The 11,792-nt window shown below is 73.6% G+C and carries 10 protein-coding genes; 4 read left to right on the top strand and 6 right to left on the bottom strand.

The window, feature by feature from the left end; all coding sequences use genetic code 11:
• Positions 1–48: 48 nt before the first annotated feature.
• The 3 genes from APR03_RS16430 to APR03_RS16440 form a co-directional block, all read right to left on the bottom strand.
• Positions 49–1,773 (bottom strand): RNA polymerase sigma factor, encoded by a 1,725-nt coding sequence (locus APR03_RS16430; protein WP_253837313.1) that lies wholly within the window; start codon positions 1,771–1,773, stop codon positions 49–51.
• Positions 1,774–2,006: 233 nt separating this feature from the next.
• Positions 2,007–2,384 (bottom strand): universal stress protein, encoded by a 378-nt coding sequence (locus APR03_RS16435; protein WP_253837314.1) that lies wholly within the window; start codon positions 2,382–2,384, stop codon positions 2,007–2,009.
• Between the two features lie 73 nt (positions 2,385–2,457).
• A complete protein-coding gene (locus APR03_RS16440) occupies positions 2,458–3,936 on the bottom strand; it encodes a DUF4192 domain-containing protein (protein ID WP_253837315.1) in 1,479 nt (492 codons plus the stop codon).
• A 131-nt stretch (positions 3,937–4,067) separates the two neighbouring features.
• Here APR03_RS16440 and APR03_RS16445 point away from each other — a divergent pair, with 131 nt between their 5' ends.
• The gene (locus tag APR03_RS16445) at positions 4,068–4,685 is read left to right on the top strand and encodes a hypothetical protein (protein ID WP_253837316.1); all 618 of its coding nucleotides are present in this window, start codon (positions 4,068–4,070) and stop codon (positions 4,683–4,685) included.
• A 78-nt stretch (positions 4,686–4,763) separates the two neighbouring features.
• Positions 4,764–5,912 (top strand): polyprenyl synthetase family protein, encoded by a 1,149-nt coding sequence (locus tag APR03_RS16450; RefSeq protein WP_253837317.1) that lies wholly within the window; start codon positions 4,764–4,766, stop codon positions 5,910–5,912.
• Positions 5,913–5,968: 56 nt separating this feature from the next.
• Here the strand turns inward: APR03_RS16450 and pknB are convergent, their stop codons facing one another.
• The gene (gene pknB, locus APR03_RS16455) at positions 5,969–7,942 is read right to left on the bottom strand and encodes a Stk1 family PASTA domain-containing Ser/Thr kinase (protein WP_253837318.1); all 1,974 of its coding nucleotides are present in this window, start codon (positions 7,940–7,942) and stop codon (positions 5,969–5,971) included.
• Positions 7,943–8,059: 117 nt separating this feature from the next.
• On the opposite strand from pknB, the gene APR03_RS16460 reads away from it, so the two are divergent.
• Positions 8,060–8,425, top strand: coding sequence for an Rv2175c family DNA-binding protein (locus APR03_RS16460; RefSeq protein ID WP_253837319.1), 366 nt, complete (start codon positions 8,060–8,062; stop codon positions 8,423–8,425).
• An 18-nt stretch (positions 8,426–8,443) separates the two neighbouring features.
• On the opposite strand, the gene APR03_RS16465 is transcribed toward APR03_RS16460, so the two are convergent.
• A complete protein-coding gene (locus APR03_RS16465; RefSeq protein WP_253837321.1) occupies positions 8,444–9,805 on the bottom strand; it encodes a class II 3-deoxy-7-phosphoheptulonate synthase in 1,362 nt (453 codons plus the stop codon).
• Positions 9,806–9,836: 31 nt separating this feature from the next.
• On the bottom strand, positions 9,837–11,063 hold the full coding sequence (locus APR03_RS16470; RefSeq protein WP_253837323.1) for a pyrophosphate--fructose-6-phosphate 1-phosphotransferase: 1,227 nt from the start codon (positions 11,061–11,063) through the stop codon (positions 9,837–9,839).
• Between the two features lie 193 nt (positions 11,064–11,256).
• Here APR03_RS16470 and APR03_RS16475 point away from each other — a divergent pair, with 193 nt between their 5' ends.
• Positions 11,257–11,775 (top strand): GNAT family N-acetyltransferase, encoded by a 519-nt coding sequence (locus APR03_RS16475; RefSeq protein WP_253837324.1) that lies wholly within the window; start codon positions 11,257–11,259, stop codon positions 11,773–11,775.
• Positions 11,776–11,792 lie beyond the last annotated feature (17 nt).

Raw genomic sequence — 11,792 nt, forward strand, 5'->3', positions numbered from 1 at the left:
GGGCGGGTGACTTCCGCAGAAGTTCACCCGCCCGGCGTCGGTGGAATGTCAGTCGAGGTAGTCGCGCAGCACCTGCGACCGCGAGGGGTGGCGCAGCTTCGACATCGTCTTGGACTCGATCTGGCGGATGCGCTCGCGCGTCACGCCGTACACCTTGCCGATCTCGTCGAGCGTCTTGGGCTGGCCGTCCTGCAGGCCGAACCGCATGGAGACCACGCCGGCCTCGCGCTCGGAGAGCGTGTCGAGCACCTGGTGCAGCTGCTCCTGCAGCAGCGTGAAGGACACGGCGTCCGCCGGGACGACGGCCTCGGAGTCCTCGATGAGGTCACCGAACTCGCTGTCGCCGTCCTCACCGAGCGGGGTGCTCAGCGAGATGGGCTCGCGACCGTACTTCTGGACCTCGACCACCTTCTCGGGGGTCATGTCCAGCTCCTTGGCCAGCTCCTCCGGCGTGGGCTCACGGCCCAGGTCCTGGAGCATCTGGCGCTGCACGCGGGCCAGCTTGTTGATGACCTCGACCATGTGCACCGGGATGCGGATGGTGCGGGCCTGGTCGGCCATGGCACGCGTGATCGCCTGCCGGATCCACCAGGTGGCGTAGGTCGAGAACTTGTAGCCCTTGGTGTAGTCGAACTTCTCGACCGCACGGATCAGACCGAGGTTGCCCTCCTGGATCAGGTCCAGGAACAGCATGCCGCGGCCCGTGTAGCGCTTGGCCAGCGAGACCACGAGGCGGAGGTTGGCCTCCAGCAGGTGGTTCTTCGCGCGCTTGCCGTCGTGCGCGATCCACTTGAGGTCGCGCTCGAAGCGGCGCTGGTCCTTGTCGTTCCGGTCGAACTCGGTGGTGGCGAGACGCTCCTCCGCGAACAGGCCGGCCTCGATGCGCTTGGCGAGCTCGACCTCCTGCTCGGCGTTCAGCAGCGCGACCTTGCCGATCTGCTTCAGGTAGTCCTTGACCGGGTCCGCCGTGGCACCGGCGGTGACGACCTGCTGGGCCGGCTGGTCGTCGTCATCCAGCTCCGAGACGACGAAGCCGGAGCTCTCGTCGCCTTCCTTCGTCGCCTTGCCGGCACGGCCGCGGGTCGCCCGCGTCGTGGTCTCGGCACCGGCCTCGGTCTCGTCCTCGGGGTCCTCGACGGCGACGCCGTCGGGCTCGATGTTGTCGTACTTCGACTTGCCCCGCGCCGCGGCCTTCTTGGAAGCGGTCTTGCCGGCCGGCTTCTTCCGCGTGCTGGTGGTCTCCTCGTCGAGGTCGTCGACCTCGCTCAGGTCGATGTCGTCCACCTCCTCGATCTCGTCGATCTCCTCCGGCGCCTCGGTCTTCGCGCCGGAGCGCGCCGGAGCCTTCTTGGCGGCCGTGGTCTTCTTGGCGGCCGTCGACTTCGCGGTCGTCGTGCGACGCCGGGCGGGCTTCGCCGGGGCGTCGGTCTCGGCGTCGCCGTCGGCGGGGGCCTTCGCCGCGACCGCCGTGGAACGGGTGGCCGCAGCGGCGGCCACCTTGGTCTTGGTCATGGTCGGCAGACCGACCTGCACACCTGCGTTGGCCAGCGCCCGCAGCACCGCCTTGAGCCGCTTGGCGTCACCGACCTCCGCGGTCTCGCATGCACGCCTGAAGTTCTCGGCGTCGACCGAGCCCTCGGCGGTGCCGCGAGCAAGGAGCTCCTGCAGGGCAGGATGCTCGAACTCGCGGGGCAGGTTGTCGCGTGCGGGGACAGGTGTGATGTCCTGGGGGGCTTTCAGCGGAGTGGGCGCCACAAACCGACCTTTCGGCATTCGAGGGGGCGGTGTACCGCCGACGGGGCCTTCACTGGACCTTCTTCTTCCGCCGGCGAACATATATATTGTACCGTCGGCAGCCATGTACGCCGCGACGAACGCGGCGTTCGTCGCAAACTCGGTGCGAAGTCACGTCGGGCATGCTGCCCCGTGGGTGTCTGAGATTCTGCGTGCTGTTTTCGCGTGCCCAGAGTCAACGAACGAGACCCCCGCACCATTCCCGGGCGGGGTCAGGCCTCCGAGCCCACCTTGACCGCGAGCACCGGGCACGGAGCCTCGACGAGGATGCGCTGCGCACCCGCCCCGAGGATGAGCTTGCCCACGGGGCTGCGCCGGCGCAGGCCGATCACGATCAGCCCGGCGCCGACGCTCGCCGCGGCGCGGATGAGGTCCTCGGCCAGGTCGCCGGTGCCCTCCTCGACCCGCAGGTCGACGCCCGCCCCGAGCCGGCCGACCAGCTCCTCGGTCTCGCTCCGGCACTCGTCCAGCGGGCGCTTCCCGCTGGTGACGACCACCAGCGGGACCGCGCGCTCCCTGGCCTCGGTGACAGCGGTGCGCAGGGCCTCCTGGCCCTCGGGGGTGGCGAGGTGGCCGACGACGATCGTCATTCCACCGACGCTACCCCACCCGCCGCTCGCTCATCGCACGGCACACGGGACCGGACGCGCGCACCGGGCGCGGTCATGCCGCCCCCTCCGGTGCCGAGCCGGCACCGCGCCCCCGGTCACGCGCCGTGCCGGCCGCCGTGCCCCGCCTGCTCCTCGGCTCACCACCGTGGAGCCGCTCCTGCTCGCGCCGCACCCAGCCGGGCGGGACTCCCCCGACGATCGCGCTGCGCAGCAGCTGCGCCAGCCGGTAGCCCGGGTCCACCCCGAGCGCGTCGGTCACCCGCTCGGCGGCCAGCCCGCCGTCGCCGTGCCACCACGCGATCAGGGCCAGCAGCAGGTAGGCGGGCGCACGCCGGTTCCGCGGCACGTGCGCGACCACCGCCTCCAGGACGTCGCGCGCGGGGCCGGTGAGGTCCGTGTCGGGTGGCACGCCCCGCACGGGATCGATGATGCCCGCCATCACGGCGCCGGTCGCGGCGTCCGTGCCCTCGTCCGCCTCGCGGCGTGCCGTGCGCAGGGCCGTGTCCTCGGTTCCCGGCGCCAGGCTGAGGAGCACCGCGTCCCGGACCGGCGTGTCCGCGAGCGCCGCCCCGATCTTGCCGAGCGTCACGGGCGACAGCTCCACGGACCGGCCGGGCGCGGCGGTGGCGGCGAGCCGGACCGCGGACCGCCACAGACGCAGGCTCTCGGCGCCCCAGCCCGCGAGCGCCTCCCGGTCCCGGACGGCGGACCCGGGCCGGGCGGTACGGGCTGACGACGGGGGCCGGACGTCGTCGAGGAGCCTGCGGTACGTGCCGCTCCAGCGTGCGGCCGCCCGGCGCGCCTGGGTGCGTGCCGTCTCGGACGCCGGGCGCAGGGCGTACCGCTCCTCCCGGGTGCCGGCCACGGTGCGGCCCTCCAGCACCATGTGTGCGGCGACCCGGCTGCTCGTGAGCGCGGACAGGGGCCGTCCCTGCGGCGGGCAGCAGAGCGGGTCGGTGCAGTCGAGCGCCCGGAAGCCGGTGGGTGCCACGAGCCATGCCTCGACGCCGGGGAGGCGTCGTTCGAGCCGGGCCCGCAGGACCTCCACGGCGCGGCGTGCGGGGCCGGTCGGCGCGGACGGGTCGGTCGCGGTGTAGAGCACGACGACGGCCCGGTCGGCGCCGTCGGCCAGCACGTGCTCGGTGAGCCAGCGCGCGGTGGCGGCGCCGTCCGGTCCGTCCGGTCCGTCCGGTCCGCCTGTGCCGCGCAGGCGCAGGTCGTCGATGTCCACGCGGGCCACGAGCCCGACGCGCCGCCGCGGACCGGTCAGGCTCACGGCGACGACGGACTCGGCGGGCTGGAAGCCGAGCCGGTACGGGATGTAGGCGAGCAGGTCCTCGGGTCCGGCCACCCGGACGACCGTGGCGGCCGGACCCGACAGCCGCGCGGACCGGTCGTGCACGGAGTCGGGCATGCGGCCCGGCACGGGTGCGGGTCCGGCGCCGCCGTCGGGAGGCGGCTCCGGAGAGGGCTCGCGAAAGGGTTCGGGACGGGGCTCGGGAAAGGGCTCGGCGAAGGGTTCGAGGTTCATGCCTCCGATCCCAGCCGCCGGGCGGGGCACCGGCGCGCCCAGGACGGCACGTGTGGACGACGCCGCGCCTGTGGGGGAGGTCCGCGCCTTGCGCTGTCGTCGCGAGGGTCTCTCCGGCTACCGTGTCCGACGTGCCTCACCTCGTTCCGGTCCGCCGCACCGCTACGCTCGCCGCCGTCGTCGGGCTGGCGCTGGCGACCGCCGGGTGCGGGACGGAGGCCGGGCAGCCGGCGGGCCAGCCCGCGGCAGGACAGCCGGCGACCGTGGACGCCTCGCCGGAGCCGGTCGCAGCCGCCTCAGGCGGTCCGGCCGAGCTGCCCACCTTCGACCCGTCGTCCGCGGTCGCCACGTACGCGGAGGGGTTCCCGCCCGACCTCTTCCCGCTGCCGGAGGGGGCCACGCTGCTCGCGTCCTCGGCGCGTCCGGCGACCAGCGGCACGCCGAGCGGCGGCGCAGGCGACGGCAAGGGCGGCGGCAAGGGTTCGGGCACCCCCATGACGCAGGTCACGCTCAACCTGTCGTCGCAGCTTCCCGCCAAGAAGGTGATCGGTCAGGCCCGGGAGATCCTGCTCGCGCAGGGCTTCCGGCAGGTCTCCGCCCCGGAGTCCAGCGGCCTGACGGCCCAGACGGCGTTCCTGCGCATCTCGCGCACCAAGGCGGGCGAGGTGCAGGAGTCGTTGGTGGTGGGGGTGCTCGACGACGGCGACCGGCGGCTCGCCTCGATCAGCGGCACCGTCCGCACCCCGTAGCGGCCGAGGCCCGCGGCCTGGACCCCGCGCGGAACCTCATCCGCGAAACCCATCCGTGGCACCCCATAGGCTGGGGGCGTGTCCGCCTCATCCGCCCGTACCGGCGCCCTGACCCCTGCCGCGCTGCTCGACGCCGAGGGCCTGCGTGCCGACGTCGACGCCGCGGTGTCCGCCCACCTGGCCCTGCTGGGCGCGGAGGTCAGCGCGATCAGCCCGAGCGCCCGGGCGATGGTGGACGAGGCGACCGGGTTGCTGACGGGCGGCAAGCGCCTGCGCGCGGCGTTCTGCTACTGGTCGTTCCGTGCGCACGGGGGCTCCGCGTCGCCGGACGACCCCGCCCGCGTGGCGGCGGTCCGTGTCGGCGCGGCGCTGGAGCTCTTCCAGGCGGCTGCGCTCCTGCACGACGACGTGATGGACAACTCCGACACGCGTCGCGGGCGCCCCACCGCGCACCGCGCGTTCGCCGCGGAGCACGCCGCGTCGGGCTGGGCCGGCGAGCCCGACCGGTTCGGGGACGCCGCCGCCATCCTGCTGGGCGACCTGGTGCTCCTGGCCGCCCAGCGCGAGCTCTCGGCGGCGCTGGCCCCCCTGCCGGCCGACGTCGCCGAGCCGGTCCGGGCCCGCTTCGACGCGATGCAGAGCGAGGTCGTCGTGGGCCAGTACCTCGACGTGCTCGTGCAGGCCGAGCCCTGGGGCGACGACCCGGCGGCCGACGAGGAGCGCGCCCGCCGGGTGCTGCGCGCCAAGACGGCCAGCTACTCCGCGGCGGCGCCGCTCGCGATGGGTGCGCTGCTCGCGGGCCGGGGTGCCGAGGCGGCGGCCGGGATCGAGGCCGCGGGCCTGCCCCTGGGCGAGGCGTTCCAGCTGCGGGACGACGTGCTCGGCGTGTTCGGCGACCCGGCGGTGACCGGCAAGCCCGCCGGGGACGACCTGCGCGAGGGCAAGCGCACGGTGATCGTGGCCCGGACCCTCGCGATGCTGCCGGACCCGCACGGGGCCGAGGCGACGGCCCTCGGCGCGGCGCTGGGCGACCAGGCGCTGACCGACGAGGACGTCGAGCGGGTACGCGGCATCATCGTCGGGTCCGGGGCGCTGGACGCCGTCGAGCACCTCATCGACGACCTGGCCGTGCGCGCCCACGCCCTGCTGGACCTGGCCGACCTGAGCGAGCCGGGCCGCGGGGTGCTGACGGACCTGGCGCACGCCGCCGTCGACCGCGCGGCCTGACGCCGGGACGCACGGCTCAGTACGGCTCAGCACCGCTCGGTACCGCCCAGCACCGCTCAGTACGTCCAGAGCGTGACCTGACCCCCGCGCTCGAGCCGCTCGCCCGCGGCCGGGTCGGTCTCCTGCACGCCCTCGCCGAACAGCTCGCCGAAGCCGCGCACCGACACGGTGTACCCGGACTCCTCGAGCACCGCGGTGGCCTCCTCGACGGACATCCCCACGACGTCCGGCACCGCACCCTCCGGCCCTCTGCTGACGACGACCGTCACGGTGCTGCCCCGCGCGGCGCCCTTGCCGCCCGCCGGCTGCGTCGAGACGACCGCCCCGGCCGGGGTCTGCTCGTCGAAGCGCTCCTCGCGGGTGACCTCGAAACCCTCGGCGCGCAGGGCGGCCTCGGCCTCGTCGGCGGAGGTGCCCGCGACCTCCGGCACCGTGACCGGCGCCGGGCCGTCTGACACCGTGAGCCGCACGTGCTCGTCCGTCGGCACCTCGTCGCCGTCCCGGACCGAGGCCCAGATGACGGTGCCCTCCGGCCCGTCGTCCGTGTACTCGCGGGACACCTCGACATCCGCCAGACCCGCGTCGTCCAGCGCCGCGACCGCGTCGTCCTCGGACATGCCGACCAGGCCGGCCGGCACCTGGGCGAGCTGTTCCCCCAGCGAGACCACGAGCCGTACCGGCTGGTCGCGCTCGGCGCGGCTGCCCTCGTCCGGGCGCACCGAGATCACCTGACCCTCGGGCACGTCGGAGTCGTACTCCTCGGTGCTCGACGGCGTGAAGCCGGCCTCGGTCAGCGCCTCCTCGGCGCGCTCCGCGGTGGCGCCGACGACGCCGCCGGGCACCACCCCGTACGCCCCCGGACCGCGCTCGGTGTACCACCACGCGCCGAGCAGGACGGCCACGAGCGCCAGGACGAGGAGGATCTTGCCACCGCGCCGGGACCGCTGTGGCACGGAGGGGGCGGGCGGCTGCGCGGTCGCCGAGGCGGGCATGGTGCCAGCCACAGCGCCGGGCACAGCGCCGGGCACAGCGCCGGGCACGGTGGCGGGCGGGCGGGTCTGCCGGGCCGCCCACCGGCCGGCCTGCGGCCGCTCCACGACGGCGGTCCGCGCGGCCTTGACCGCGGACGCCGACGGCGGCGGCGCGGCCTTCGCGGGGATGTCGAGCACCTCGTTCGGGATCTGCCGGAAGGTCGTGCGCAGCACGTCGAGCGCCACGACCGCGTCGGCCGGGCGCTGGTCCGGGTCGCGCGCGGTGAGGCCACGGACGAGCTGGTCCAGCGGGCGGCCCAGGTGCCCCGCGAAGGCGCTCACCGGCGGTACGTCGTTGTTCACGTGCGCGAAGGCGACCTGGATGGCTCCCTCCCCCTCGTGGGGCAGGCGGCCCGTGAACATCTCGAAGGCGAGGATGCCCACCGCGTACACGTCGGCGCGCGTGTCCACGTGCCCGGTCGAGATGGTCTCGGGCGCGAGGTAGGCGACGGTGCCCAGGACGGTGCCGGTCGTCGTGTTCGACACCTCGGAGACGGCGCGCGCGAGGCCGAAGTCAGCCACCTTGGGCCGGCCCGTGCCCTCCTCCAGCAGCACGTTCTCGGGCTTGATGTCGCGGTGCACGATCCCCTTGGCGTGCGCGGCGGCCAGGGCGGACAGGACCACGTCGAGGATCGCGAAGGAGCGGCGCAGCGTGAGCTCGCCCTCGCGGATCAGGTGCCGCAGGTTCGTGCCCGGCACGTACTCCATGGTCAGGTAACGCATGGTGCCGTCGGTGCCCTGGTCGTACACCGCGACGACGCCGTGGTGCTGGAGCCCGGCCGCCGAGCGCGCCTCGCGCTCGAACCGCTGCAGGAAGCTCGCCGCCTGGTCGCCCTCGGCGAGGTGCGGGTGCATCACCTTGAGGGCGATCTCGCGGTTCAGGCGGGTGTCGTGCGCACGGTAGACCGTGGCCATCCCGCCGCGCGCCACGCGCGCCACGATCCGGTACCGGCCGTCGACCAGACGGCCGATGAGCGAGTCTGCCGTCACCTGAGCCACGGGTGGGAGTGTACGGGGGACCACCCCCAGGCTGAACGAAACGCCCATAGCGGACGGTGCGCCGTTGCCGGATCGTTGCCGGACGACCACCCGGCCCTCGTCGCCTAGGCTTCTCCCGTGACCGATCTCGACGCCCTCGTGGGCGAATGGCTGACCCTGCCCGACCTCGCCGAGACCCTCGACGTCGAGGTGGGCAAGTGCCGTGGCCTCGTCCGCGACCGGTACGTCGTGGGCATCAAGCGCGGCGAGAACAAGACCTTCCAGGTACCGGCCCGGTTCGTGCTCCCCGAGGTCGACGGGCGCCCGGGCCCCATCCCGACGCTCCGGGGAACGGTCATGGTCCTGGCCGACGCCGGGTTCACCGACGAGGAGATCCTCGAGTGGCTCTTCACGCCGAACGACGAGCTCGGCGAGCGACCGGTGGACGCCCTCATCAACGGCAAGCGCGCCGCCGTGCGCCGGGTGGCCCAGACCCTGCTCTGACCCTGCCCTGACCTGCGCTCAGGCCCGCAGCATCTCCGCGACCTGGAACGCGAGCTCCAGCGACTGCTGGTGGTTCAGCCGCGGGTCCACCAGGGTCTCGTAGCGCAGCGCGAGCCCGGCGTCGGAGATCTCCTCGCTGCCGCCGAGCACCTCGGTGACGTCGTCGCCGGTGAGCTCCATGTGCAGGCCGCCCGGCACGGTACCGAGCCGCTTGTGCACCTCGAAGAACCCCGCCACCTCGTCCAGCACGTCCGTGAGGCGGCGCGTCTTGTACCCGCTCTCCGACGTGATCGTGTTGCCGTGCATCGGGTCGGTGACCCAGGTGACGTTGGCGCCCGCCCACGTGACGGCCTCGACGATCGCCGGCAGCACGTCCCGGACCTGCCCGGCACCCATCCGCGTGATGAACGTGAGCCGCCCGGGCACGTTGTCGGGGTTGAGCCGCTCGGTGAGCGCCAGGGCGTCGCGCGGCGTCGTCGTCGGGCCGAGCTTGACGCCGATCGGGTTGGCGATGCGGGACATGAAGTCCACGTGCGCGCCGTCGAGCTGGCGCGTGCGCTCGCCGATCCACAGGAAGTGCGCGCTGGTGTCGTACGCCTTGCCGGTGCGCTGGTCGGTCCGGGTCAGCGCCCGCTCGTAGTCGAGCACCAGCGCCTCGTGGCTCAGGAAGAACTCGACGGAGCGCAGCGCGTCGAAGTCGGCGCCGCAGGCGTGCATGAAGCGGATGGCGCGGTCGATCTCGTCCGCCGTCTTCTCGTACCGCGCGTAGGCGGGGTTGCGCATGAAGCCGCGGTTCCACTCGTGCACCTGGCGCAGGTCGGCGAACCCGCCCTGGGTGAAGGCTCGCACCACGTTCGCCGTGGCCGACGAGATCCGGTAGGCCTGCTCCAGCCGCTCGGGGTCCGGCACGCGGGCCTGCTCCGTGAAGGGGAACCCGTTGATCATGTCGCCGCGGTAGGCGGGCAGGGTCACGCCGTCGCGCGTCTCGGTGTCGCTGGAGCGCGGCTTCGCGTACTGGCCCGCCATCCGGCCCATCTTCACGACGGGCGTGCTCGCGCCGTGCGTGAGCACCACCGCCATCTGCAGGATGGTGCGGATCTTGTTGCGGATGCGGTCGGCGTTCGCCTCGGCGAACGTCTCCGCGCAGTCCCCGCCCTGGAGCAGGAACGCCTCGCCCCGGCCGGCGGCGGCGAGCCGCTCGGTCAGGGTGTCGGCCTGTGCGGGCACCACGATGGGCGCGGCCTGGGACAGGCGGCCGGTGGCCGCCGACAGCGCGGCGGCGTCCGGCCAGGTGGGCTGCTGGCGCGCCTCGAGCGTGCGGAAGTGGTCCAGGCCCGACGGGCCCGCGGCCCGCTCGGCCGGATCGGTGACGACGCTCATCTGGCTGCCCCTCGTGGTGCCCGCACGGTGCTCAGTGCTCCGCGGGAGCTGCCGGCACCAGCGGCTGGCCGATCTCGGACAGGATCTGCCCGAACCACTCCTGCGAGACGTCGAACGCCTTGCCGCCGGCGATGCGCGGGAACGCGATGGCCTTGAGCCGGTCGCCGTCCTCCTCGTCGTGGCCGATGACGCCGGACTCGCCCCGCAGCGCGCACTCCACCGCGTAGTCGGTCATCGACTTGATGAGGCGCAGGTCGTCGCTGTTGGCCGCGGCCGCGCGCGAGAAGTAGCCCGACTTCTGCACCATCGTCTTCTCGGCGCCCAGCTTCTCCGCGAACTGCTTCGCGAACCACTGGCCCGGGTTGATCGTGTCGAGCTTGACGTGACCGAACGGGTCCCGCTCGACGGTCTCCCCCGCGGCCTCGAGCTGCGCCACGATCTCGTGCATGCCCGCGCCCTCGGACAGGAAGATGTTGACGTTGCCCTGCGTGTCCATGATCTCGCGCAGACGCTTGGCCTCGCCCTCGATGTCGATCTCGAGCTCGGGCAGGAACACCGCGTGCACGTCCCAGCGCTCGCGCGACAGGCCCAGCGCCGGCGCCCACTCCTGCTCGTCGAGCCAGGTGCGGTACGCCTTGGCGGTCGCGGCGGTCAGCCACCCGCAGTGCCGGCCCATGACCTCGTGCACGATCAGCATGCGCGGGCCGACGCGGTTCTCGCCGATGACGTTCGCGGCGAACTTGGCGCCCTCCTCGGCGGCGGTCCACGCGCCGAGCGACTGCTTGATGGGCACCACGTCGTTGTCGATCGTCTTCGGCAGACCGACCACGGTCAGCTCGTAGCCGTTCTCGTGCAGGTAGGCGGCGAGGTCGGCGGCCGTGGTGTTGGTGTCGTCACCGCCGATGGTGTGCAGCACGTCCACGCCGTCGGCCTTGAGCTGCTCCGCGGCGACGTGCAGCGGGTCCTGACCCTCCTGGACGAGGCCGCGCTTCACGGCGTCCTTGACGTTGGTCAGCTTGACGCGCGAGTTGCCGATCGGCGAGCCGCCGAACCGGTGCAGCACGTGCGCCTGCTTGCGGGCCTCCTCGTCGATCTCGATCTTGTTGCCGGTCAGCAGGCCGTGGTAGCCGTGCAGGTAGGCGATGATCTCGATCTCGGGGTCGAGCTCGGTGTAACGCTCGATCAGACCGCCGACCGAGGACGACAGGCAGGGCGCGAAGCCGCCGGCGGTCAGCAGGGCCACACGACGAACAGCCATCTCCAGGAGCACCTCTCATCAGGGAAATTTCTGGGGGTGCCCGCGCCGGTGTTCGCCCGCGCGGCACCCTTCGTCGTCATCCTACTGACGGGCGGTGACAGCGCCCGGCGCGTCCGGTGACTGGGCAGCCCGGGCCAGGGTGTGGGAAGATGACGGTGAGCCTCCCGACGCGCAGCGTCCGGAGGCTTTTTTCATGACCGACGACACGACACGCCTCGTCCTGCGCCCCACGACCCCCGCCGACCGCGCGCTCCTGGAGCGGCTCTGGCTCCTGTTCCGCCACGACATGTCCGAGGTCTCCGGCGCCCTGCCGGACGCGTCCGGGCAGTTCCGCCGCGAGCGCCTGGACGCGGCGTTCACCGACCCGGGGTGGGGCGGCGTCGTCGCGCACCTGGAGCACGGCGGCGAGCCCGCGGCGGCGGGGTTCGCCCTGGTGCGCGGGCTGGACGAGCCCACACGCGTGCTGACCTCGTTCTTCGTGGTGCGCGGTGCGCGTCGCGCGGGCGTCGGACGGCGGCTCGCGGCCCACGTGCTAACCGCCTACCCGGGGCGCTGGGACATCGCGTTCCAGGACGCCAACCCGCCGGCGGTCCGGTTCTGGCGGGCGGTGGCCACGGAGGCCGTCGGACAGGCGTGGACGCAGGAGCACCGCCCCGTCCCGGGCCGCCCGGACCTGCCCCCGGACACCTGGATCTCGTTCACGACGGCGTGAGTGCCCGAGGTCGGTCG

Origin of the sequence: Promicromonospora thailandica (assembly GCF_024171955.1) — a bacterium.
Taxonomy (GTDB): domain Bacteria; phylum Actinomycetota; class Actinomycetes; order Actinomycetales; family Cellulomonadaceae; genus Promicromonospora; species Promicromonospora thailandica.

What these genes read in the sequence shown, in the direction of transcription:
- APR03_RS16465 (WP_253837321.1), bottom strand. Translation starts at nt 9,805, where the DNA reads ATGAGCGTCGTCACCGATCCGGCCGAGCGGGCCGCGGGCCCGTCGGGC.
- APR03_RS16440 (WP_253837315.1), bottom strand. Translation starts at nt 3,936, where the DNA reads ATGAACCTCGAACCCTTCGCCGAGCCCTTTCCCGAGCCCCGTCCCGAA.
- APR03_RS16475 (WP_253837324.1), top strand. Translation starts at nt 11,257, where the DNA reads ATGACCGACGACACGACACGCCTCGTCCTGCGCCCCACGACCCCCGCC.
- APR03_RS16430 (WP_253837313.1), bottom strand. Translation starts at nt 1,773, where the DNA reads ATGCCGAAAGGTCGGTTTGTGGCGCCCACTCCGCTGAAAGCCCCCCAG.
- APR03_RS16435 (WP_253837314.1), bottom strand. Translation starts at nt 2,384, where the DNA reads ATGACGATCGTCGTCGGCCACCTCGCCACCCCCGAGGGCCAGGAGGCC.
- APR03_RS16470 (WP_253837323.1), bottom strand. Translation starts at nt 11,063, where the DNA reads ATGGCTGTTCGTCGTGTGGCCCTGCTGACCGCCGGCGGCTTCGCGCCC.